This is a genomic window from Paenibacillus sp. J22R232, from assembly GCF_056269165.1.
In genome coordinates this window covers 156168-180663 of record NZ_JBWDNK010000009.1, presented here as the reverse complement: position 1 = coordinate 180663, position 24496 = coordinate 156168, and the positions used below count along the sequence as shown (strand labels likewise).

General features: G+C 44.2%; 21 protein-coding genes. 13 read left to right on the top strand and 8 right to left on the bottom strand.

Going from position 1 to position 24496, the window contains the following annotated elements; genetic code table 11:
* Positions 1 to 273: 273 nt before the first annotated feature.
* The 3 genes from AC0YN3_RS23315 to AC0YN3_RS23305 all read left to right on the top strand — a co-directional run bounded on the left by AC0YN3_RS23315 (position 274) and on the right by AC0YN3_RS23305 (position 4839).
* On the top strand, positions 274 to 1056 hold the full coding sequence (locus tag AC0YN3_RS23315; protein ID WP_475777346.1) for a hypothetical protein: 783 nt from the start codon (positions 274 to 276) through the stop codon (positions 1054 to 1056).
* 522 nt (positions 1057 to 1578) lie between these two features.
* Positions 1579 to 3318: an ABC-F family ATP-binding cassette domain-containing protein gene (locus AC0YN3_RS23310; RefSeq protein ID WP_475777345.1), complete on the top strand. Its 1740-nt coding sequence runs from the start codon at positions 1579 to 1581 to the stop codon at positions 3316 to 3318.
* A gap of 969 nt (positions 3319 to 4287) precedes the next feature.
* On the top strand, positions 4288 to 4839 hold the full coding sequence (locus AC0YN3_RS23305) for a hypothetical protein (RefSeq protein ID WP_475777344.1): 552 nt from the start codon (positions 4288 to 4290) through the stop codon (positions 4837 to 4839).
* Positions 4840 to 5077: 238 nt separating this feature from the next.
* Here the strand turns inward: AC0YN3_RS23305 and AC0YN3_RS23300 are convergent, their stop codons facing one another.
* A complete protein-coding gene (locus AC0YN3_RS23300) occupies positions 5078 to 5338 on the bottom strand; it encodes a hypothetical protein (RefSeq protein ID WP_475777343.1) in 261 nt (86 codons plus the stop codon).
* 316 nt (positions 5339 to 5654) lie between these two features.
* Here AC0YN3_RS23300 and AC0YN3_RS23295 point away from each other — a divergent pair, with 316 nt between their 5' ends.
* Both AC0YN3_RS23295 and AC0YN3_RS23290 read left to right on the top strand, forming a co-directional pair.
* The gene (locus AC0YN3_RS23295) at positions 5655 to 6548 is read left to right on the top strand and encodes an AraC family transcriptional regulator (RefSeq protein WP_475777342.1); all 894 of its coding nucleotides are present in this window, start codon (positions 5655 to 5657) and stop codon (positions 6546 to 6548) included.
* Positions 6549 to 6882: 334 nt separating this feature from the next.
* Positions 6883 to 7890: a zinc-dependent alcohol dehydrogenase gene (locus AC0YN3_RS23290; protein WP_475777341.1), complete on the top strand. Its 1008-nt coding sequence runs from the start codon at positions 6883 to 6885 to the stop codon at positions 7888 to 7890.
* 233 nt (positions 7891 to 8123) lie between these two features.
* On the opposite strand, the gene AC0YN3_RS23285 is transcribed toward AC0YN3_RS23290, so the two are convergent.
* The gene (locus AC0YN3_RS23285; protein WP_475777340.1) at positions 8124 to 9254 is read right to left on the bottom strand and encodes a family 43 glycosylhydrolase; all 1131 of its coding nucleotides are present in this window, start codon (positions 9252 to 9254) and stop codon (positions 8124 to 8126) included.
* Between the two features lie 460 nt (positions 9255 to 9714).
* Here AC0YN3_RS23285 and AC0YN3_RS23280 point away from each other — a divergent pair, with 460 nt between their 5' ends.
* Positions 9715 to 11532 carry a family 43 glycosylhydrolase gene (locus tag AC0YN3_RS23280; protein ID WP_475777339.1) on the top strand — a complete coding sequence of 606 codons (1818 nt, stop codon included), beginning with the start codon at positions 9715 to 9717 and terminating at the stop codon, positions 11530 to 11532.
* Positions 11533 to 11675: 143 nt separating this feature from the next.
* Here AC0YN3_RS23280 and AC0YN3_RS23275 read toward each other — a convergent pair whose 3' ends face one another.
* Positions 11676 to 12221 carry a hypothetical protein gene (locus AC0YN3_RS23275; protein WP_475777338.1) on the bottom strand — a complete coding sequence of 182 codons (546 nt, stop codon included), beginning with the start codon at positions 12219 to 12221 and terminating at the stop codon, positions 11676 to 11678.
* Positions 12222 to 12728: 507 nt separating this feature from the next.
* Positions 12729 to 12989, bottom strand: coding sequence for a hypothetical protein (locus AC0YN3_RS23270; protein ID WP_475777337.1), 261 nt, complete (start codon positions 12987 to 12989; stop codon positions 12729 to 12731).
* Positions 12990 to 13477: 488 nt separating this feature from the next.
* Between AC0YN3_RS23270 and AC0YN3_RS23265 the strand changes: the two genes are divergently transcribed.
* The 5 genes from AC0YN3_RS23265 to AC0YN3_RS23245 all read left to right on the top strand — a co-directional run bounded on the left by AC0YN3_RS23265 (position 13478) and on the right by AC0YN3_RS23245 (position 18452).
* Positions 13478 to 13879, top strand: coding sequence for a VOC family protein (locus AC0YN3_RS23265; RefSeq protein ID WP_475777336.1), 402 nt, complete (start codon positions 13478 to 13480; stop codon positions 13877 to 13879).
* A 271-nt stretch (positions 13880 to 14150) separates the two neighbouring features.
* Positions 14151 to 15077, top strand: a complete 927-nt coding sequence (locus tag AC0YN3_RS23260) for a hypothetical protein (RefSeq protein ID WP_475777335.1) — start codon at positions 14151 to 14153, stop codon at positions 15075 to 15077.
* 89 nt (positions 15078 to 15166) lie between these two features.
* A complete protein-coding gene (locus AC0YN3_RS23255) occupies positions 15167 to 15532 on the top strand; it encodes a BlaI/MecI/CopY family transcriptional regulator (RefSeq protein ID WP_475777334.1) in 366 nt (121 codons plus the stop codon).
* Between the two features lie 2 nt (positions 15533 to 15534).
* Complete coding sequence (locus AC0YN3_RS23250; RefSeq protein ID WP_475777333.1) at positions 15535 to 17493, top strand: M56 family metallopeptidase; 1959 nt, start codon at positions 15535 to 15537, stop codon at positions 17491 to 17493.
* 416 nt (positions 17494 to 17909) lie between these two features.
* A complete protein-coding gene (locus AC0YN3_RS23245) occupies positions 17910 to 18452 on the top strand; it encodes a DoxX family protein (protein WP_475777332.1) in 543 nt (180 codons plus the stop codon).
* 247 nt (positions 18453 to 18699) lie between these two features.
* On the opposite strand, the gene AC0YN3_RS23240 is transcribed toward AC0YN3_RS23245, so the two are convergent.
* Positions 18700 to 19584 (bottom strand): TetR/AcrR family transcriptional regulator, encoded by an 885-nt coding sequence (locus AC0YN3_RS23240; RefSeq protein WP_475777331.1) that lies wholly within the window; start codon positions 19582 to 19584, stop codon positions 18700 to 18702.
* Positions 19585 to 19716: 132 nt separating this feature from the next.
* On the opposite strand from AC0YN3_RS23240, the gene AC0YN3_RS23235 reads away from it, so the two are divergent.
* Positions 19717 to 20505 carry an MBL fold metallo-hydrolase gene (locus AC0YN3_RS23235; RefSeq protein ID WP_475777330.1) on the top strand — a complete coding sequence of 263 codons (789 nt, stop codon included), beginning with the start codon at positions 19717 to 19719 and terminating at the stop codon, positions 20503 to 20505.
* Positions 20506 to 20582: 77 nt separating this feature from the next.
* On the opposite strand, the gene AC0YN3_RS23230 is transcribed toward AC0YN3_RS23235, so the two are convergent.
* The 3 genes from AC0YN3_RS23230 to AC0YN3_RS23220 form a co-directional block, all read right to left on the bottom strand.
* Positions 20583 to 21557, bottom strand: a complete 975-nt coding sequence (locus tag AC0YN3_RS23230; protein WP_475777329.1) for an NAD(P)-dependent alcohol dehydrogenase — start codon at positions 21555 to 21557, stop codon at positions 20583 to 20585.
* A gap of 69 nt (positions 21558 to 21626) precedes the next feature.
* Positions 21627 to 21860 carry a helix-turn-helix transcriptional regulator gene (locus AC0YN3_RS23225; protein ID WP_475777328.1) on the bottom strand — a complete coding sequence of 78 codons (234 nt, stop codon included), beginning with the start codon at positions 21858 to 21860 and terminating at the stop codon, positions 21627 to 21629.
* A gap of 1 nt (position 21861) precedes the next feature.
* Entirely contained in the window at positions 21862 to 22308 is a 447-nt protein-coding gene (locus tag AC0YN3_RS23220; protein ID WP_475777327.1) for a hypothetical protein, read from the bottom strand.
* A gap of 524 nt (positions 22309 to 22832) precedes the next feature.
* Here AC0YN3_RS23220 and AC0YN3_RS23215 point away from each other — a divergent pair.
* Positions 22833 to 24338: a malate:quinone oxidoreductase gene (locus AC0YN3_RS23215; protein ID WP_475777326.1), complete on the top strand. Its 1506-nt coding sequence runs from the start codon at positions 22833 to 22835 to the stop codon at positions 24336 to 24338.
* Positions 24339 to 24496 lie beyond the last annotated feature (158 nt).

The window sequence follows — 24496 nt, the reverse complement described above, 5'->3', positions numbered from 1 at the left end:
GATTCCTTTCTGTAGGAGCATATATATGGAGATAACAAATTAGGGATAGAGCGACATATTCAATGGACTTGTAGGCAGCCTGGATGGATTCCAGGCTGTATTTTATTGTCGATGCCTCTGTAGTATGACACGAGCTGGGAGCGATAGGCATAATGGCATGATACAAATGATTTGATAATCGAATGATCATCCCAATTGATTTGCGAAACTCATAAATATTTATTTTGACATAACTTTTGAAGTTACAACCAAAGAAGAAACGAGTGAAACGGAATGAAGCATATCTATGTTGTTACCTTATTTGTTGTTTTATTGTCAACCTTAAGTGCATGCAATGATTCCAATAGTAAACATGCTATTTCTTCTAATACAAAAATCGATTCAGAACAAAACAAACGAGTTATCATTTCAAAAACCAATAGTGAAAATACTATGCAAGAAGAAATGAAAGAAAGTCCACGAAGCTCAAATAAATCAAACGACTTCCATTCGTTAATCCCTTCTGGATGGAAAATTTTTGAGAAGGATCAAGGAGAACCGATACGTGCAGAAGGAGATTTAAACAACGACGGGGTTGTTGATATTGCAGCCATTATAGAGCAAGACAAGGATATGAACGAATCGGAAGGCGCGCAGCCACGTGCATTAATCATTGCATTTGGTACAGCATTCAACTCTTATTCCTTATCCATAATTGCAGATAAAGTTATTCTTAAAGCGGATGAAGGCGGAGTTTGGGGGGATCCATTTGATAGTCTTTCCATAAATAAAGGATCGGTAATAGTAAGTGATTATGGCGGGAGTAATTGGAGATGGTATAACAAGTATAAATTCAGATTTCAAGATCAGGATTGGTATTTAATTGGAGCAACAAAGGGTAATTATTTTACGGGCAATGTTACGAAAGAAACTGCAGAAGAAAAAGATTATAACCTGTTAACGGGGGATTATATATTTAAAACAACGGATGAGAACGGTAAAGCCCGAGTGGAAAAAGGAAATAGAGGGAAAAAGGAATTAGTAAAGCTAAAAGACTTTAATATGGACAATATTTAATAGGGTTACCCTTCATGACTTTGCGAAGTTGGCGAATGAGGAAACCTACCGTTTTGGCGTACAATGTATAATTCCAAGTAAAGTTGTCTGGAATTTGAATGGATTGGAATCGGATGGAAGGCATTAGATGGAGCACCGGAAATTAAGGAGTGTGATTAGAACTTAGTAACTGCACAAAATGTGGCTTATCAGCTTGTTTTGGCTGATGAAGAAGGCGGAGAAGGTGGAAATCCAAGGTTTTCGGGTTTTCAAGGATTTCTGGCAAGTCAATTCCCTGACCTTCCGGGTTTTAGAAAGTGATAATGTCGTTGTTATCATGTAGTTGCTTTATATGAAAGGGTTCATCGTGGGTGACTGCTGCGACGAACCTTTTTTACTGACGATAAACATTTATTTTTTTCTGTCCAACGAAGCGAAGCCTATGCAGTTGAAAAACGGAGTGGTAAAGTAGAAACAAGCCGCTATTCCACAGACATACATCTAACAATAATCGCCATTTTAGCTATCAAGAAAGGTAACACTATGATAAAAGTTGATAACTTATCCTTCTCGTTTCCGCAAAAAGAACTCTATACCAACATTTCGTTCACGCTTGAAGAGGGTCAACATTGCGCTTTTATCGGAACAAGCGGCAGCGGGAAAAGTACGCTGATCGATATCCTGACGGATCCGGAAAGATATTTGTTTGATGGCAAGTTAGAGATCGACCCGGATTGCAGAATCGGGCATGTGAGTCAGTTCTCGCAAGTGGACAAAACCAAAGAAATGACCGTTTTTGAATATATCGGAGAACAATTTATCAAGATACAAGATGAAATCACATCGATTTATGCTGAAATGGCAACCACGTCGGATATGGATTCGCTGCTGGAAAAGTATCAATCGGCTTTGGACGCCTTCGAGTCGATGGACGGGGACAATTTTGAAAACGCCATTAATAAGCAGCTAAATCTGGCAAATCTCATGAAGTTGAAAGATCTTAACGTATCCCACCTGAGCGGCGGGGAATTCAAACTCATTCAAGTAATGAAGGAAATGCTTATCCGTCCGGACTTGCTGATTATGGACGAACCCGATGTATTTTTGGACTTTGAAAACCTAAATGCGCTTAAAAAATTGATCAATTCCCATAAAGGCATGCTGCTGGTGGTTACGCACAACCGATATCTGTTGAATCATTGCTTCAACAAAATCATACATCTCGAAAATACGGAGATCCAAGAGTTTGATGGGCGATATATCGAGTATAACTTCTCGTTGCTTCAGACCAAAATCGAGTTGCAAGAATTCACCATCGCCGAAAAGGAAGAAATCGAGAGAAACGAGCACATCATCGATAATCTTCGAACGATCGCCACCTATAATTCGGGAGCATCCAGAGGCAGAGCGTTAAAAGCCAGGGTCAAGTTTCAAGAAAGATTGGAAGCGCGTAAAATCAAAGCGCCGTTTGTCGATATTAAGCAGCCGGATATTCGTTTTGGTATGTCTCATGAAATGGAAGACACCATCGTGGTCAATGTCCATGATTATAGCGTTTCCTTTGATGAGCTGCTTTTGGAAAATGTGAACTTTGAGATCAAGTCTACGGATAAAGTAGCCATTATCGGTGCAAACGGTACAGGGAAAACGACCTTACTTCGAAAAATCTTTCAAAACAATCATGATTCAATCGAAATAAATGCAGATGTTAAAGTGGCTTATTTATCTCAGCTTCAGGGCGAAACGCTAAAGGATTCCAATACGATACTAAGCGAATTCATCGATGCCGGATTTAAAACCTATGATGAGATTAGATCGTATCTTTCAAACTATGGCTTTGAAGGAGAAATACTGAATCAAAAGATCGAATCTTTATCCGGTGGAGAAAAAAACTTGCTTCAATTGGCTAAAGTTTCTGCCAGTCAAGCCGACCTACTGCTTCTTGACGAACCGACAAGCCATTTGGACATCTATACGCAGATCGCACTGGACAAAGCTATTGAAGACTATAAAGGCGCGATTCTTATGATTTCCCATGATTTCTATTCGGTTGTAAATGGAATGGATTATGTGTTAATTATTGACGATAAGACGATCAGTAAAATGAGTATGCGAAAATTTAGACAGATGATTTATGCGAGTCATTTTAATAAAGATTATTTAGAAACGGAACAAAAGAAAAAGTCACTTGAAATGAAAATTGAATTGGCTTTAAAAGATACTAATTTTGAACTTGCAAAAGTATGGGTTGATGAGCTGGAAGAGCTGATTAAGCTGCTTTAGATTACAGCGAATAGGGCTAAAGAGAATGAGTCTAGGTTTAACGATGAACATGATGATGGTGAAAAAGTATCAATTAAAAAGACACTGATGGGTAGAATCTCAGTGTCTTTTTACTACATTTTGGAACAGCCGGATCGAGCGGCTTAGAATGCTGAATAGATGAGTATACCGAATTAAACAAAAATTGGCCGATTAACCCTGCAAGCTGAACCGTATCACAAGTATTGGCATAAGAATGATAGGAGTTAGTCTTCGAGTGCTGTACCAATGATCGCCATAGGCTAGTAAATGCCGTTCCCTTCGCGTAGCCTAAAGGTCGAGCCCATTCCTCTAAGCTCTTTCAAGTAGAATCCGATAGCTGAAGCGATTGGATCACGTATAATGACAACTCCATTGTTACCGGATTGTGAGCAAAACTTAAAGACGTATAGTAGTACTTAGACGATGAATACATCACCAAGAGCCTGTAGGCTATGGCGATGTATTTTTTTATGCCTCGAAGTCAACACCCCACTTCTGAGAATGCTTACTATACATTGTAGAATCCATGATTATACATAAACGTCGAATCTCTTCGTGTTTAAGGAATCCGCTTTTATATGTTCACTCGTTATTGCGGAAATCAACGCACTAATACTCTTATAAGCCGAATCAACATGGAATCAACAAGACTTGTAGCAATAGACAACAGTTATTGAATTTCCCAGTCGAGACAAGTAATTTATCTCTATGTTTAGTTAAGTTACAAATTTAGTGACTATTTAAGACTAATGATCAGTTGAAAAGGTACTATTATAAGTTGGTACTATGGGAATTGTAATTATTCCCTTACGATAAAATTGAAATTAATAAAGAGATTATATATGGGAGAGACAGTTATTATAGGAGGTTTTCATTATTATCATTATTAACATTAGACTATTACTTATCGTCCTAATTTCTTGGATTATCGGAAGAGTTCTTTTGGAGATGCTTCATTTTGAATTAATGTCTCTAACACGTATTCCGCAATCGGAATCAACTTTTATGTACGGTTTCGTGATATGTACAGGGCTATTTGCTCTTGCTTGGAATGTTAGCAAATACGGATTCAAGTCTGCAAAATACGGAATATTAGTCATCCTTGGAACGTTGTCTTTACTTTTTTATTTAGATATTGGGCATAAATATGTAGACCAGCGGAGAGCGGATCGTGAAAGTCAAAAAGAAATACAATTGATGAACTCAACACAAGCGTACTATAAAAAGAATTTAGATCCGACTTATTCGTTTAGGGAATATGTGTGGTATACGGGAGCCCAAACGTTTTACATTTTTGAAAAGAATGGCGATGTTGGTCAGAAAGACATGGACTATATCGTAAATATACTGAAGCCTGTTGATAATTTGGATATCAGTATACAGTTATACAGCCTCACAACTCCCAACGAATTGGTCATGAGATTTACAAATGAGAAGGCCTATATTGGCTGTACGTATCCCATGTATAATAATTTAGATAAGATTAATATTTGTAAATAAGTGCTTTTAAAGCTATCCAGAAAGACAATCGGATATAAAATCGATGATCCAAATTCGACAGCTTGAGTGAATGGATTACGTATGAGGAAAACCCGCTGGAGACGTGGGACGTGGAAATAGTTTAAACCGCAATCAGCATGGGACTTGAAGTACATCGTACATATGGTGATGTACTTCATTGCTTTTGCCCGGAATCACCGAATAAAGCAAGGAGTCAACAAGCGCTTTTTAAAACCACTTACAGAAAAGAGGTGAAGAACAGCATAACCGGAATATAGCAGACAAAGGAAGAGCAATCACGATAGCCCAGCGACGCTTGCATATATGCGGCAGGCTTCATCCGCATGAGCTTTACCACAATATACTTCTCTCGTTTCGTCTCCAAAACCGTGATGCTGGTTACAACTGCCACCCCAAAGTTAAGCAGTAATAAAATATGCAAAAACAGCGAAAGCTGATCCTCCTGAGACATGGCCCCATTCCATACGACAGCTGGCACGTAAACCATCAGTCCTACAAAAGCAAGCTTTCGGTGGATCTTCCTTCGACATACTCTACAATCCCAATTAATTCTGTCATTTTTAAAATAGCAATATCCCTGGCTATGTAAAAGGCGAATAGCGGTAAGTTTGATCAAGGAATAAAAACCCGAAAGCTAGGATTAGCTGCGATAATCGTAGTACACTATCTTCATAGCACATTACACGAATGGATTAAGACTGAGCGGTTTATAATAAGCCGGATTACTCGTTGTAGATATGGCGGGATCAATGAACAAGCTCAGCGGCAACCGAATATCCCCAGGAGGATCACAATTGAATCATCATTTATGGTTGAATAGCATTTCCCCCTTTGTTCGAACAGGAAGAATTATGAAGTCATTTTCCTTGACGGGAGAGTGGATGGATCATGATCATGTCTACACGTACATCGAGCAAGGAGAAGCGGATTTTATTCTTGATGGCGTTAAATATGAAGTAGGTGAAGGAGATGTGATTGTCATGCATCCGTTAATGTCTCACCTTATTCGATCTACCTCGGACCTTCCGCTTATTCAATATATTTTTCATTTTGATTTGTTTTATGATGGAAACAGGAGTGAATTGAAGAACACAAGCGCAGTTCATTTTAGAAGGGATGATATTCTAGCTAAGGAAATGAGCATGGCTGACATACATCCGGTAGCTCATTTGAAGCTGTCAGATCGAATGGACTGCAAGAAGCGGTTTTTTCAATTGTTGCAAGAAATAGCTAGCCCGGTCCAGAAAAATATTCTTTTCGTTAAATCACTGTGTCTGGAGCTGTTGCATTTATTTTTCAAAAACCAGTCTGAACATAATCAAAGTAACGGGAAAATGACTAAAGGCTGGCCGACCATCGAGAAAGCAATCGAGTGCATGAATCAACGTTATGCCAATGCTCAGCTCAAGAATGAGGACGTGAGCAGCTATGCGGGCGTAACGCCTAATCACTTGTCGTATTTATTTAAAAATCAGCTTGGAATTACCGTATATAACTATTTGAAGCATGTCAGGATTGAACAGGCAAAGATCAACATTTTATTGGGTGGCAAGACGCTTACGCAAATAGCGGAAATGGTTGGCTTCTCTAGTATTCATTTGTTTAGCCGCTCCTTCAAGGAGCATGTCGGAATAACGCCAAGCAGGTATGCCGCAGCACAGTCAACAAACATTCAAACCACCGACTAGGCTAACATGGCAATAAAAGGTTTCTGTATCTTCCTTGGATCAAGGAGAGTACAGGCGCCTTTTTGTATGTAATGGCGTCATTCGTTTGGCCAATGAGGCAGTGGAGTATATAAAGTACTGAAAGAGTAGCTAAGAATTACAGATAAATTAATGGCATGCAAAGCTGCACGATAAATCCAACAATATCAACTATCGAAAGGGATAAATGAATTCATGGTTTATTTATTAGAAAATAAAATCGTAGTATCAGACAAAAAATCATTTTTACAGGTAAAGACTTTCTGCTTGCATGGGTTTACATTAATAGGTAATTAAAGAAGGGGAGTGATCACTTATGAAAAACAGAAAAATTATGTTTGTAAGTCCTTGGCAAGTAGAAACGGTGGAGGAGCCACTCGAAGCAAGGAAACCAGGGAATGGCGAAGTTCTGGTTCAATTAATTTATTCATTGATAAGCCCCGGCACAGAGCTTGCGATGCTATCTGGCAACGAAAGCTGGGCACCGCATCCCGTATGTCCCGGTTATGCTAGTGTCAGCCGTATTATAGAGGTAGGGAAGGATGTAACTGACTTCCAAAAAGGCGACATTGTGTTCCATTATGGCAGTCACCAAGAATACCAATATGCTGGAACTAAGGATGTATTAATTAAAGTTCCTGAGGGCTTGAATTTAAGATGGGTTCCTTTTACGCGTATGGCAACAGTAGCAATGACCTCCGTGCGAGTTTCCGCTATTGAACTAGGCGATTATATTAGCGTTTCTGGCTTGGGCCTTGTTGGCAATTTAGCTTCGCAGCTTGCACGCTTGCAGGGTGCAACGGTTATCGGGATTGATCTTGCTAACGAACGACTGAATACAGCTCGTGCATGCGGAGTAGACTATCCGCTTAATGGTCTAGAAGAAAATGCGAAAGATAGAATTATGGAAATTACCGGAGGTAAAGGCGTGTCCACGCATATTGAGGCAACGGGCGTGCCAAAGGTGGCCGTGGATAGCTTGAGCTATATCGGTTCCTTAGGGGAAATCATATTTCTAGGCAGTCCGCGAGGAGAATACAATACTGATGTTACGCATGTGCTGAACCATTGCCATTTGTATAACCTTGGCTGCATTACGTTCAAAGGTGCCCATGAGTGGCGTTATCCGACTGGCCCGAATCGGTTTGTTAAGCATTCCTTAGTAAGAAATTCACATATTGTCTTTGAGCTTATGAGACAGAATCGGTTGAAACTCGAACCGTTAATCAGTCATGTTATTAAACCCAATCAAGCGCCAGATGCTTATGAAGGATTGAGAAATCATAAAGATCAGTACAACGGTGTATTGATTGACTGGTCATAAGGAGGAGGAAATAGGTATGCTCAGAGGCTTAACTCGTGCATGCATTGGATCGATTTATTATTAGCAAGGCGGATTTGATAAGGTGTTGGATGCTGTATCAGGAATTCATGAGGCGGCATCCCTTATTAGGGCTTCTAGAATGCAAAAGAGAGCGGCGGGAAATCATCCTGTTCGCTCTCTTTCTATCTATCTATCGGAAGAATGATCCTCCGCGGCATTAGCTTGTCACGATTCTATTCGACTGTAACGATGCAAGCAGCTTGGTGCGCATGGCGACCAGGATAGCCTAACCTCGGCGTACCATCCTCATTCCAATCCATACGCTGGATCCGTGCATGCCGGTTTGGATCATAGAGCGGCTCGCCTTCGATTTCCTTATAAGAGCGCGCATGGTAGACGAGAATATCTGATTCGTCTGATTCATCGCGCGTAAAGCTATTATGGCCCGGGCCGTACTCACAGGCTGCCGGATGGCTGCGGAATATGGGCTCCGGTGATTTGGTCCAGGATGCGGGGTCCAGCAAATCGCTGGTTTCCGTTGCTGTTAGCAAGCCCATACAGTACCGATCATCGGTTGCGCTTGCCGAATAGGTCATGAATACGCGGCCGTTTCGTACAAGAACGGCGGGTCCTTCATTTACTTTATGACCATGCCGTTCCCATTCCAGCATGGGTGAAGCGATACGGACTTGGTCGCCTTCAATCGTCCATGGATTGCTCATGCGCGCGATGTAAAGATTGGATGCCTCGTCGACCTGTGCCCATGCCAGGTAGCGAATGCCGTTCACTTCAAAGGTGGTGGCGTCGAGCGTAAAGCTCTCGAAATTCATGGCGATTTTCCCTTTTTCGAGCCAGTCTCCTGTGCAGGGATTATCCGCTCCGCATTCCAGCACATACTGGCGTATGGCCCATTTGTCTTCCGCTGTTCCGGCTGCAAAGTAGACATACCACTTTCCATCTATAAAATGCAGCTCCGGTGCCCAAATATGATTGCCCATTTCGCCGGCAGCATGCTTGGTCCAAATGACGGTTTCCGCCGCTGCAGCTAATCCTGTAAGCGTTCTCGATCTGCGCAGCACGATGCGGTCGTATTCTGGCACAGAGCCTGTGAAATAGTAATAACCGTCTGTATGCTTGATGATATAAGGATCGGCCCGGTTCAAGATGAGCGGGTTCGGAAATTCGCCTCCGGCCATTACTCCCCGTACGATGAATGTCCCAGGCTTCCCATACTGCTCTGCCTGGATGGTTTCCCAGTTAACGGCTGCATGAACACCGTCTCCCATATCGATCGTTGCAGGAAGAACAGGATCATTGCCTATGGCAGTGGACAGGTGTATTTCTACAGTTGAGGTGGTGGACAAGCTGCTTCAGCTCCTTTGTGCATACATGTCATGCCGTGCGAAACGGCTTTGCTCTATTATAAAATAAGCAAATGGATTCGCCAACAGAATTGAAATAGGGGCAGCTACAGCCAGCAGTTGTATCTATTGCAAATCATTCGATCAAGTTTCAAATAATCGCAAAGAAGCTTTATGATGCTTCGTGCTGGCGTTTGCAGTTTTGTTTCTGAAAACATCGCATACCGATATTTGCCAATTAGGCTAAGAATGACAGGGAAAGTTTAATAATGCCTTACTACATACCACGTTACAAATATTGTAAGCTATTAATGATTCTTCTATTTAAAGCGCTTTCAATTCAAATATGGAGAGGTGATGGTAGAATTATTCTTGCTGTCTGATTGTTAAGCAGATTAATGGAATGAAGCTGTAAGGTTATGCCGGGATGCAACCCGAATATACGATTGAGGAGGTAACAATAATGAAAAAAAAGCTGTTAAGTCTGTTCTTATCAGGAACCATGCTGCTGTCCGTCTTTGTCGGATCTACGTCCTCGTCTGTAGCTGCCGATACCGTCGCTCAGTCTGGAAATCCCATATTCACTAGCATTTTCACAGCCGATCCTTCTGCGCATGTTTGGAATGACGGACGTATTTATGTATACGCCTCACATGATATATTTCCTTCCAGGGGTAGCGATTTGATGGATAAATATCATGTCTTCTCCTCTGATAATATGGTGGACTGGGTGGACGAAGGAGAGATTCTGCGTGCCGATGATGTCCCGTGGGGTCGGCCGGAGGGCGGGTTTATGTGGGCTCCTGACGCCGCGTACAAGGATGGAACCTATTACTTCTATTTCCCTCATCCCAGCGATTCGAATTGGAACAATTCCTGGAAAATTGGGGTAGCAACCAGCGATAAGCCTGCCGCGGATTTTTCTGTCCAAGGCTATATAGGCGGGCTTCCCGGCAGCAATTTAATTGATCCCAATGTGTTCCGCGATGACAATGGAGACTATTACCTTTATGCTGGCGGCGGAGGCAACAGCTATGGAATGAAGCTCGCTGACGACATGGTGTCGATAGACGGACCAGTCGAGCAGTTCACCGAGCTGGAGGACTTCCATGAAGCCACTTGGGTCTTTAAGCGGGGAAGCGTGTATTACTTAACGTATTCCGATAATAATCCAGGCGGGAACCGGATGCGGTACGCTACCAGCAGCAGTCCGCTCGGACCGTGGGTGAACCGCGGCATTATTCTAGATCCGGTATTGAATAGCGAAACGTCGCATGGCTCCGTTGTGGAGTATAAGGGCAACTGGTATATGTTCTACCATAATGGCAAAATCTCTTCCAACGGTACGCTGCGTTCCGTGGCTGTAGACCGGTTGTATTTCAATACGGATGGGACTATTCAGAAGGTCATACAGACAACCGGAGGAGTTCCGGCAGTTGGCCCTCGTTCCCATGCTACGGAGATCAAGTATGATGATCTGATCAATGAAAGCTTTGATGAGTATACTCAAAAAACGGAATATGCCATGAACGGCAGTAATATATCGATTGGCGGAGGAGCAACCCGGCCGGGTGCAAACGTTGAAAATATGCATACGCAAGGTTCCTATATCCAGCTGAACGGCATCAACGGAGGCACAGGCGGAAAGGCTCTGCTAACCGTGCTTTACGCTTCAGGCGACAGCGGATCTGCCTTTAAGGTGGACGCTAGCGGAGATCCCGCAGGGGACGGTTATTTTCTTTCCCTTCCAGGCACGGGAGGCTGGGGCAGCTACACCGGCCGGACCAACCGACTGATCGACTTGAATGCGGGCACGAACAACATAATCAAGCTCAGCGGCGGTATGGGAGGAGCGAACATATCTCGCGTCATCGTATCCTTGGTCCCGGAATCTGCTCAGGAAACGGAATATGCGGTGAGCGGAAATAACGTGTCTTTTGGAGGAGGAGCGACCCGATCGGGCGTGAGCATAGAAAATCTGCATATCCCAGGTTCCTACTTTGAAGTTTCAGGAGTCAACGGCGGCGCAGGCGGCCAGGCGCTTCTTACTGTTATTTACGCTTCCGCGGAAGCCGCGGCAACCTTTACGGTGAATGCGAGCGGTGATCTTAGTGGAAGCGGCTATGCTCTTTCGCTGCCGGGGACAGGAGGCTGGAGCACTTACACGGGTCGAGTCAGCCGAGTAATCCAATTGAACCCAGGCAATAACAACGTGATTCGAATGAACGGCGGTATGGGAGGAGCCAACATCACCCGGCTCATCGTCTCGTCAATTCCGTAATGTGGGCAGCGAACAAAGGACAACGTCGTTGAACGAGCAGATTCAGATATAAAATATTATTAAAAACAGCGGCAGCCTTGGACTAGGAAATGAAGTCTTAGACTGTCGCTGATTTTTGGAGTTATCATAAATTTACTTTAGGTCTATAACATGCTTAATAGCCAGCCTATCACAAATATTGCTACACAAATTCCGAATACGGTTACTAGAGCATTTAACTTATTCGTTTCCGTTGTTTTGAAAAAGGAAGTTATGCTTTCGCGGCACAGGTAATTCAGTAACAAAATATTCCATAAAACCCGTAGCCCATATTTAATGTAATGCCCAGCAGCGTTACCTGGCGCTCCATACTGCTCCATAATTCCTGGAATAGAACCTAGCATATTAAGGTTGCGGGTTAGGGAGTATGTGAAATAAAAGATTGCTAGCCACCAGCCCCATTTCTTCCCTACCCACATGCCAACCCCACCTGCTACGCCAAGCAGACCCAAAAATCCAATAGCTATTTGGAGAAACAGACTCGACACCCCAAGGAGCGACGAGGCCTCGCTTAAAATCTTAAAGGCGGATGCCTGCGTGATTAGCAGTATTATACTGCCTAATATCATTAATATTGCAATGATTTTAACGCCGAAAGGACGATCATAATTACCTTCCATTATCTCTTCTGCGGTTGTTTTGTAGGACACCTCTTACTTTCCTCCTAAATGGCTAGTAATACAAATTATAGACTTTGCGAATGAATGTAACAATATGGAATTTCAAAGAATGCTTTACTTAAAAACAAGATTTATAACAATCGAAATTCACTTTACGAGAAAATAGTACGCATATTAGTACGAGAAGTATATTTACGCGCTTATTATTGCGTGCTTTAATTAAATAGTTAACGAGGTTGGAAACAAGTCACAACAAAAAGGGAAATGCTACTTGAAAACACGCCTACTAGCTTTACTTATCGCGGTAATTATCATCGCCGTATTATCTTTAGCAATTATGTCTTTACTATTAAATACTAGCTGGGATGGGGCTGCATTTTTCAGAGCTCGTTGAACCACTTTGTGAAACATCTTCACAACCAGCTTATGTGTTTTTTCCATAGATAGTTATCGTTTTTACAAAGGATGACCTCAACAAAAAAACAGCCAAACGTCATAAGCCGCCTGCTGCCATTTTGTTAAGCTATAGAGTCCTGTTTAGCGTAATAAATTTGCATTTAAATGCAGCCCTAAAATTTCAATAATTTCTGCGCGCGCAACTTTCCGCGGACCCTCCATAAAAAAACCGACAACTCCAACTTTAATCCGATTCTCATGTACTTTTTTCCTCATTTCAGGAAAAATAATCCACATTCTAGCTGTCCCTTCCGAGGGTACAGGTTTATCGTTTATTAAAATGACATTCCCATGTTCATCCTCAAACTCAGGATGAATGGCGCTATATATTCCTGTGTTCAAGTCCTCTCCATCGTAAAAAAAATCGGAGCGGTAGCCTTGAAATACGGGTTTCTTTCTGCCTCCCTCTTCTTGAGTATAAAGCCTGTATTTAACTCTAAAATCAGCTGAATGGTTCCTTATTTCTTCATAGGGTATCCACACTACAGAGTTGAATCTTATTAAAGAATACCATGAAATGGAAAAGTATAATGCGTATGAATGCTCGATAGCTCAATAAAAAAGCAGTCAATCGTATTTGGCCAGCTGCCGCGGTGTTGTTATTCAGCTATCGATATCGTTTAGTTCAACGAAGTAGTTCCTTCATTAATTTTGCTAACGCCACCATTTCTGGCTGAGTCGTATCTCCGCTGTTACGTTAGCGTTCGAACTGTGGCTCGGGAGCAGCTTTATTTTAGTGATGAAAAATAGCGGTTCAATTATTATGACAGCTGGAGCCATAATGATAGATTAAGTGCTATAATTTGGATATTAAGCAAGGGGGACGAGTCGTGGACGTTCGATTAGAAGGGATAACAGTGCTAGCTAACGATGTATCTGCATTAGCAGCGTTTTATCGAGATGTCATTGGATTTAGAATAGTAGTCGAAGAAGAGCATTATGTGGAATTCGATAACAAGGGAGTGCGTATCGCGATATGCTCTAGGCCGTTGATGGCTGACAATACAAGCAAGCATCATTCCTTCATCGAAGAACGCAAAGGCCAGGCTTTCGAGCTGAACTTTGAATGCCATTCTCCAGAAGCGGTATATGAGCTATTTGAGCAATTTGTAGCGAAGGGCGCTACTGCTATTACTGAACCGGTGAGTAAAGCATGGGGGCATACAACCGGATTTTTCGCTGATCCCGAGGGCAATATCCATTCCCTCTTTGCGGTTAATCCAACGGATTAAAGAAGTAGAGTTAGAAAGATGAATACTAAATTTACCGCCAACCACTCCCGCAAAGGGAGTGGTTTTTTCATCTGTTCTAACCATGCGAGCTTACCAATAAAAGTTCATTCCTTGTGCTGATTAGGAATATGGCAGTAGGCTATCCCATACAAGGAAATAGGGCTTTTAGCATCGCCATACTTTGACCATGTTCAGGAGCCTTCTACTCAGACATCATACAAATAACCAGTTCAGAATGTGGCTGTATAACTGTCTTTGAGGAGGAGTTGGCATGTTTCATAAAACAGTGAAACTTCAGCCTTATGCTGATATTTCCGCGTATACGGAAGGTTTCGAGATCGTCTCTGCACAAATGGGCTCGGATGGCCGCATGTATGTTCTACTTATCAACCAAACTCCCGTACGGGAACGAGGCATGTTCGTCCCATCAGTCCTTAAGAAATCGTACACTTACAAAGTATTGTATTTAGACGATGAACATATCGAGGAAGTGGTCATTGCGGACCAGCATTTTAATTATCATTATGTCCAGCCGCTTCATCGGCAGCTGCTGCTAGTGGGAGCACGCTGCTCTTATTATGGCGTAGGCGACTATGATCTGAATGCCAAAGTGTGTGACTATGAAGGAAATACGATACGGTCATTTATGCTTGGAGATGGCATCCAAAGCGTCCAAGTAACCGAACAAGGGACCATATGGACCAGTTACTTCGACGAAGGCGTGTTCGGAAACAACGGTTGGCATAAACCGATCGGCGCACAGGGCCTTTTGGCTTGGGACGAGCAGGGCAACAAGCGTTATGAGGATCAAGTATCGAACATTGCTGATTGTTACGCGCTTAATGCCGTTAATGATGGGGAGGTCTGGTTTTATTATTATACGGACTTTTTGCTCGGCTGCATTACAGGCGGACATGAGCAGCCCAAGGTTTCCTTCATCAATCCGGAAATTTCGGGATCGTCGGGGTTTTGTACGGATGGCTACCACTTTTTATTCGATGGCGGATATGGGAAGAGCGGTACCTGCGTGCTCAAGAGAAATGAAAGGCCAGGGAAATTGTCCGCGGGGCATAAGATCCATTTTATGAATGAAAAGGCCGAGCCTCTCGTGCCGCTGACACAGGATTTTCGAGAGAATCGCGTGCTATTTAGTGTAGGTAATTCGTTGTATCTAGTATCGGTTGAAGAACTAGCCTAACGCTTCCTGCCTATTTTCATTGACTATCTTGGTTTATAGTTATAAACTCAGTACAAAGGTTTATAGTTATAAACCGGATAGGAGAGGTTATGATGAGTAGCTTGAAGCTATGCAAAAGTGATTATCGCTTTATGCTTGTCGTGTGGGAGAACGAGCCGGTAGCATCGGGAAGGCTGGTAACCCTTTGCTCGGAAAAGCTTGGCTGGAAGAAGCCTACCACCTATACCGTGCTTCGGAAAATGTGTGAAAAAGGATTGCTTAAAAATGAGGAGACCATTGTAAGCTCCATGATCCCAAAGGAGCAAATACAAGCGTATGAAAGCGAGCATTTTATTGAGCGGACGTTTGAGGGCTCGCTGCCCCAGTTTCTCGTTGCTTTTTTCGGCAACAAAGCTCTTTCCAATAAGGAAGCTGATGAGCTAAAGCGGCTAATTGACGAGCATAAGGAGGGATAAGCGTGGAAACGTTGTTTCTAAGCATATTCAATATGTCCCTCACAGCCACGTATGTGATCATCGCCGTGCTTCTCATTCGCCTGCTGCTGAAACGGGCGCCGAAGAAGTATTCTTATGCGCTATGGGCAATTGTTCTGTTCCGATTAGTCTGTCCGGTGTCGATTTCATCGGAGTTCAGCCTCTTTAATGCGGCTCCCTTTGATATGACTGCGGCACAGAAGAACGGTGAAGCAACGCTGAGCTATGTTTCAGCAGATATCGGATATATGGAGAAGCCAGAGATGACAGTGGGCATACCGACCATGAACGCCCTCATAAGCGAAAGCCTCCCCCCGGCTGCCCCGGCCGAAAGCGAGAATCCACTCCAAATAGGAATTAAACTCGGCACAATCGTGTGGAGTGCAGGCACCGCGGCATTGCTTATTTATTCCATGGTATCTTACTTCCGTTTGAAACGTCGCATGGCAACGGCAATTCGTCTGGATAAACATATATTCGAGTCCGACAGCATTCGGTCGCCATTTATTCTTGGTTTTTTCAAGCCGCGAATTTATATCCCCTTTGGACTCCGGGAGCAGGAGCGGCTCTATATTTTGAAGCATGAGGCCTATCATTTAAAGAGGAATGACCACCTAGTCAAGCCGCTTGCCTTTGTCGTTCTTGCCGTCCACTGGTTTAATCCGCTTGCGTGGCTTGCCTTCGTATTGATGGCAAAAGACATGGAGATGAGCTGTGACGAAAAGGTGCTGTCAGGGGCCGGCTCCGGCATCGCGAAGGAATATTGTACGTCATTGCTCGGTTTTGCCGCTAATCGTCGTTTACCGACTGCAAGTCCGCTGGCCTTCGGAGAGACGGGCGTTCGGGAGCGTATAAAGAATATACTGCGCTTTAAGTCTCCCAAAAAACGAGTAATCGCCTTTGCTGCCGCTATTTGCATACTGGCAGTCGCCGTCTGTACCACAAATCCAATGATGGATGGAGCATTGAAAAAAGCCGACGAGCCGTATGGAAGCTATCGTTTTGAAGGGCAAGTATACATGAATCCACTGAGCTCGTTTATGGCCTTTGATGGGTTTACGGAGTACTATACGCTTACTGAAAACTCGCTTATCGTAACCGACGGCGCGGGAAATCAACAGAAAATGGCGGCTGTCTATGAACGAGAAGCTTTTGACGAGCAGGAATTCAAGAACAGCTTTATGATGCCGGGGGGCGTGAATGCTCCTGCTATTTCCAGCTTTAAGCAGCGCTATCAGTTTATTCTTAACCACTCTGACGCTAATCCAGGTTATCGTATATATCTGCTGGACGATGAGGTATGGCTGGCTAAAATGCACAAGGACAAAGCGAATAGCTTAAAGAGCGAATATATATGGAGTATTTATGAAATAGCGAAGCTTGACGAGGAAACACCCGAAGCTGCAGTTATTGCGGGGACGCAGGACGGCGTAGATGCCTTTCTAGCATTGCAAAAGGAATTCAAATCTGGTTATGACAATGACAACGGCTTTAACATCACGCCGGCATCGATTACAGAAAACTCTGATTATCGCATTTTCAAGTATAGTCAATCCGCAGCATCTTTTTTACTGTTTGAGGGAGAAGTATATCCGCTTGGCGAGAGTATCGGCGGGTATGGGGTTACGAGCATGGCTCTAGCCGACCTGGATAGTGACGGGGAACCGGAATTGTATGTTACTTATTCATGGGGCTCCGGGTTACACCGCTCCCTTATCGGATATTTCAACCCGACTGCCAAAGAAATGGTTACCTTGCCATACGTGCGTATGAATGAGGATATGACCCTCGTGGATAACCATGACGGCAGCTTGTCCCTTTACGCAGCAGCTATCTCAAACATGACGGATTTTGCTCATTTCAATACGCAGGGAACCGATTTTATTTCGGATATTATTTATGCAGACGGGCAAATTTTATTGAAAGATACACCTGTTAATTGAACGATCTGATAGTAGAAGCAAATAGCGAAAACGGATTTAAGGCTGTTTGAATGATACGCATGCTTCATTCATTTAAATTTACATAAGCTTTCTGCATATGCGCAACAAGCAAAAGGACTGGGAGCCCTCTATGGAGGATTTCCAGTCTTTTTGGATAGAGCCTCTATTCACAAAGTATTCACCTTCTCAGGCAGACATTGTGATTTTAATCACAATGTCTGCCTCAGTTGCGTTTTATAATAAAGACATCAAATACAACAAGCGTATCAGCAGCTAGAAACGGAATGAGGATGGTGAGCCCGATGAATAGATTACGATCTCGAATGTCGGCGAAAGTGCAGTTCATTCAACAATGATAGGTCCATTTTAAAAGCAATAGTCGTCCAATCTAAAAATGAAAACCGGGAGTGAGTATCATGCTGAAATTTTGGAGAGAGCATAAAATCGCTGGTATATTAGTCACTATAGTACGTTTTGTAGCGGGGTATGCTTGGCTGACCGCCGGATGGCATAAGCTTACAGGAGCAAAGCCCTTCGATGCAACGGGCTTCCTCCAAGCAGCCGTGAACAATCCTGTGCTGGACAAAGCCACAGGCGAGGCAGTTTACCCCACTTTTACGGCTTTTCTAGAAAACTTTGCACTGCCAAATATTAAGATCATTAACCATGCGATCCCTTTGGGGGAATTCCTAGTCGGACTTGGACTCATCCTTGGTACGCTGACCGTTACTGCCGCTTTCTTTGGAGCCTTAATGAACTTCATGTTTATGTTCGCCGGTACTGTAAGCACGAACCCTTGGCTTCTGCTTCTCGGAATGGTTGTCATCTTTGCCGGTACTAACGCAGGACGCTTCGGACTAGACCGCTTTGTCCTTCCGCTTATACACAAAGGACTGGATCGTCTTACGCACCGCAAGCCGAAAGAGGCGACAACGGATGCGGGACTGTTAGTGAAATGACCTAGCAGACGAGTCGATGTAAGGTTAGACAGTATGTAGCGCGCCGTTAGCGAGACTCTAGTAAAACGCTAAAGGATTAGCAGATAAATGGATCACCTTGATGCATCAACGGTCCAAAGGCCGGAACCCCTTTAGTAGGAGTTCCGGCCTTTTGTTTTGAACGTGCTTGATAAGATGGCGGCCTATCCCCATAGTGTGGTATTCCGGATCAGGTTTCAATCTCGCGTAAAGCTCCATTCGCGACCATCTAGCTCATCATCAGCTTGAGCTGGCGCAAATACGAGCGCAGCTCAGGAACAGCTTCCAAATGGGCCTTCAGCACTCGGAGCAGAGTGAGGTTAGGCTGCTCTGCCTGCACTTCTTTGCGCAGCAGGGCAACAACCTCTATTAATTCTAAGCGAGTGGAAGTCGGCAAGGGGAGGGACTTTATTCTCTCCTCCATCGCTGCAAGAAATTCGCTAACCGTTACCTTACGGGCTTCCTTATCTTTGCGGTTGGGCGGATCGAAGCGGATAATCCATTCTCCGATAATCGGCTTGGGTGCCGTTTGCATCAAGTCTTGAACGATGGCTTCCATGCGATCAACGATGTAATCGGCGAGCTCAGGGATCGGCAATGGGATGACCTTTTGCAAAACGCCATTCGTATATTCGCGAAGAATGCCCCGGAATATCATGACTGCGTCCCACACATACGGCTCGAGCTGCTCGCTGAATGCTTCGATCAGCATCTCCTTCTGCCAGGTAAGCAAAGTTATGTTTATTTTCTTCTGAGCTTCCACGAACGACTCGTTTTCCTTAATAGGAGACTCGCCGAACTCGATCATAAACAAGTAATTTTCAAGAACGTAGTATAAATAGAAATCGATTTTGCGGCTCAGCTTCTCCTTGGATGAAAGGCCGGAAACCATTCCGGTGCGTTCAAGCTCATTCGCCTGATCAAGCAGCAGTTGATGGCAAGCGACGAACGTCGCTGTGAATAAGTCCTCTTTGGATGCAAAAAATTTGTATATACTGGCTTTGGCCATCCCGCACGCTTCAGCGATGTCTTGCATGGAGGCGGCACCATAGCCCTTATTGCGAAATAAATCCATGGCCGTTTCAAGAATTGCGGCCTTTTTTAAATCTTTCATGTGAACTACCACCCCACCTTATATTGCCATGTGTCGCAAGCAAGGTCAACGTTCTGCCGTTGACAATAAAACTCATTAGTTCTATATTGAACTTATTAGTTTTTATTTTATGCCAACAAAGGAGGTGTGCCGATGCTGGCCCCACGCGCCAGCTCGGCAACAAGGATGCGCATTGCGGAAGGTTTAGAGATGTTGGACTTAGAGATGAGGCTTGGCGACCGTTCGTTGACGATTCATCCAATCATTGTGCACGATAACGACTCTTGGACGTTATTGGATACGGGGATGCCTGGCTCAGCGAGCACCATTCTTGCCTATGCCAAGCAAGCCGGAATTTCCACGAACCCGCTGCAAGCCATTATTTTGACGCATCAGGACATCGACCACATTGGCAGCTTGCCGGAGTTCATCGCGGATATGGGCACGGCAGCGTTCGAGGTATACGCCCACGAAGACGATAGGGACACGATCGATGGGAAAGCGCCGCTTCTGAAATTTCCCCAAGAGAGATTGAACGCAGAGCTCGACTCTTTGCCAGCAGAGCTTCGGGCCCAGTTCGAGCGTATTTTCCTTCATCCGTCCAAGCCGAATGTAACCCGGCTTGTAGAAGACGGAGAGACGCTTCCTATAGGAGGCGGACTAACCGTCATTCATACGCCAGGCCATACGCCGGGTCACTTTAGCCTCTACCATCAGGCAAGCAAGACGCTGATAGCGGGAGATGCCCTAGTTGTCCATAATGGCGAATTACTGGGTTCCTCTCCATACTCAACGGTGAACATGGAGCAAGCTATCCGTTCTGTAGGGAAATTCAAAGCGTTCGATATTGAAACGGTCGTCTGTTATCACGGTGGGCTTCTGAGAGGGGATATGAACAAGCGTATCGCAGATTTAAACGCACAGCTTGCGACCTTGAATTAAGTAGAAAAGAGCCGAGTAGGTTCGTCTATAAGCGTTGAATACATCGCCAGATGGGCGTTTGCCTTAGGCGATGTATTTCACTCCAGCAAACGGATGACGACGTTGCCTTTTTTGTGGCCTAGCTCGACATATTTATGCGCCTCGGCCATCTGCTCCAGCGGATAGCAGCGATCGATGACTGTTTTTAGCCGTCCGGCCTCTACAAGCGCTTTGAGAAATAGGAGATCTTCTGTTCTTGGTACAGCCGTACCGCCAATCACTTTCTTGTCCGTTGTCATCGAGTACCATAGTACTTTCATTTCTGCGCCAGCCATGCCCGTATGAAGATAAAATCCGTGCTTGTTGAGCGAGCGTCTGCATGATGGGAACGCCGTCTTGCCTATCGTGTCAAAAATAATATCGTACGTTTGTCCATTAAGGGTGAAATCGACTTGGGTATAATCGATTACCGTATCAGCCCCCAGAGCTTTCACCATATCTATATTGGCAGTGCTGCATACCCCGCTTACTTCCGCCCCAAAGTACTTGGCAAGCTGAACGGCAAACGTGCCAACCGATCCGGAGGCGCCAATGATGAGCACTTTTTGTCCGGGCCTAATGTTTCCTCTTTTGAGAAAGAACAATGCGGTTGTTGCTCCAATAGAGAGCGTGGCAGCCTCCTCATAGGTCATATTGTCCGGCTTGCTTACGATTACTCCGTCTTCAGGAAAACATTTGTACTCGGCATGGGCGCCAAAATGAATCCCGAAGGTCGAAGCGACGACGGGATCCCCCGCCTTGAATCTTTTCACATGCTTGCCGACTGCTTCCACCTCACCGGCGAGCTCCATGCCGAATATCGGATTTCGGGGTTTTCTGAAGCCTAAAGCGATCCGGCCAGGAAGCCAGAATAAGGGGGGAACGGTGAAGCTGCGCATTCTGCAATCCCCGACATTTACGGACGTCGCATGCACTTTGACCAATATTTCATTGTGTTTGGGAATAGGCTTTTCGAGTTCTTTGAGCTGGAGCACCTCTGGTGCCCCGTATTTGGCCGCTGAAACTACCCTCATGATTAGACTCCTCCTTATGAACGAAGCATGCCATATGCCCGCCAGGCAACTAACGGCACAGCATTGTATTTACAGCTCTTGCTTTCTTGGATCATCTTGATAAGAGAATACCGATTCCAAAGGCATGTTGAAGACGATCGCGATACGAAAGGCTAGCTCCAGGGAAGGGGAGTAATTATCTTTCTCCATCGCCACGATGGTTTGCCGTGTCACTCCCACTTTTTCAGCCAATTGTTGTTGAGTCATTTCATTATGGTTGAACCGTAAGCTCCGAATGTTGTTACTAATAAGAGATTTGCCCATCTTAGACTCCTTTCCGATATAGATAAAGCTGTGTGACAGTTCCAGCAAGCTCTGCTGCAAAGCCGGAGAAAAAAAGAATAATGAACATGGCGGAGGGCTGCATATCCATTACCAGAGATCCCATCGCGAGAACAAAACCAAGAAGAAAAACATAATGTGATGTTTTTGTGGCTTTTAATTCAATTAATTTGTCTAGCTCATCAGAAAATGCAGGATCCTTTTCCTTCGTTGCAATGGTGTTAATGATGCTGAACATAATATGAATGATGATTTTGGCTACGATCGATAACGGAATTAGGATTAAGATGGCGCTTCCCCAGTACCGAAAGGTTTCAGTTTGGTCTAGGGTCGCATCCTGGTACCTTTGCAGCACATACACAAAATAGATGGTTGAAATCAGTACGGTGCTCATTAAGGATACGATATTCTTTTTTTCTTGATAAGACATATTCATTCCTCCTGTATGATAATCTTTACCTCGAGTAAAGTATTTCAAACATAATGTAATATATAGTATACATTATGTCAATATTTATTTACATATTTAAAAACAGTCTTCCAGCCTATTTGTTGATCGGTTGAAGAGTAGTCCATTCGTATGCAACCTGTGAAGGATTATTTAATCAGCTTAAATAGCTAGACTATGACAAATTAGCAACGGACACCCAAATCTGCCATACACGGAAAAATCGATCGAATCCAATGTTTTACATTTTATCAATGCCTTTTGGACGATATCTAATTGCTCGTACCGAGCTGCATATCCTCACTGAAATTTACCAGCTTTTAAATAGCATATAACTATCATATAATAGTAGGTAGTTAAGTTTGTTAATCATGGTGTTGCACAATGATCAGGATATGATTGATACAGAAAAGGTTTGTGACTAGGACGTAAAGAGGCTTGCAGTGCAGCCTGAGCAGGAGCGCCTATATCTTTTCTTCAAATATTAGAGTGTTAGGAAGGTAAAAATGAGCGACAGACAAACCAAAACAGACGTTATCTTAATTGGTGCCGGAATCATGAGTGCGACTTTGGGGTCAATGCTGAAAGAGTTAGTACCTGACTGGAAAATTACAGTGTTTGAGAAGCTTGCAAGCGCAGGAGAAGAGAGCTCTAACGAATGGAATAATGCGGGAACGGGACATGCGGCGCTATGCGAGCTGAACTACACGTCAGAAAAGCCGGACGGATCTGTAGATATTAGCAAAGCGATCAATGTGAATGAACAGTTCCAGGTTTCCATGCAGTTCTGGTCTTACCTAGTAAACAGCAACCTGATCCGCAATCCGCAGGACTTTATTATGCCATTGCCGCATATGAGCTTAGTGCAAGGGACACAGAACGTGGCGTTTTTAAAAAGACGCTTTGATGCGATGACAAGCAATCCATTGTTTCAAGGGATGGAATTTTCCGATGATCCGAAGAAGCTGAAGGAATGGATTCCGCTAATTATGAATGAGCGCAATTCGAATGAACCGATAGCAGCAACCAAAATCGACACGGGGACAGATGTCAATTTTGGTGCTTTGACGCGCATGCTGTTCGATCACTTGAAGACGAAAAACGTCGATATCCAATACAAAAAAAGCGTTAATGACATTAAACGTGCAAGCGACGGCACATGGGAATTGAAAGTGAAGAACGTCGATACCGGAACCGTTGAACGCCATAATGCCAAGTTTGTTTTTATCGGCGGCGGCGGAGGAAGCTTGCATCTGCTGCAGAAATTCGATATTCCCGAAGGGAAGCATATCGGAGGATTCCCAATAAGCGGACTCTTTATGGTATGTAACAATCCGGATGTCGTTGCCCAGCATCACGCTAAGGTATATGGCAAAGCTGCGGTAGGCGCTCCGCCGATGTCTGTTCCGCATCTGGACACTAGATTTATCGACAACAAAAAATCATTGTTATTCGGACCATTCGCCGGTTTCTCGCCTAAGTTTTTGAAAACCGGTTCTATGTTCGATTTGATCACTTCCGTAAAGCCTGATAATCTGTTAACGCTGCTTGCGTCAGGTGCCAAAAACGTTCCATTGACCACCTACCTGATCCAGCAAGTCATGTTATCGAAGGAAAAGCGCATGGAAGAGCTCAGAGCGTTCGTCCCGAATGCCAAAAGCGAGGATTGGGACCTATTGGTGGCAGGACAGCGTGTGCAGGTCATTAAAGATACGCCTGCCGGCAAAGGGACGCTTCAATTTGGTACAGAGGTAGTCAGCGCTGCCGATGGCTCCGTAGCTGCGTTGCTTGGCGCTTCGCCGGGCGCTTCTACCGCCGTTCACGTTATGCTTGAGGTCATTAACAAATGCTTCCCGCAGCATGTGAAGGCGTGGGAACCGAAAATAAAAGAAATGATTCCTTCTTACGGCTTGTCACTCATGAATAATCCGGAGCTGTTACGCGAGGTTCATTCCTCGACAGCACAATCACTTGGTCTGAGCAGCGTACCGCAACCCGTTTCACAGGGTTAGTTCTACGTTTTTATATTTAGCGTTCCCAGCCATTTTCGCTCCTATTCGCCAAGGAGTGGATAGGAACGCCATTGCATACAGCGTCTTAATAACGAATAGCGCCCGGAAATACGGGCGCTATTTTTTTGCGTTCAATGACATACAGGTCTATTTGAAGC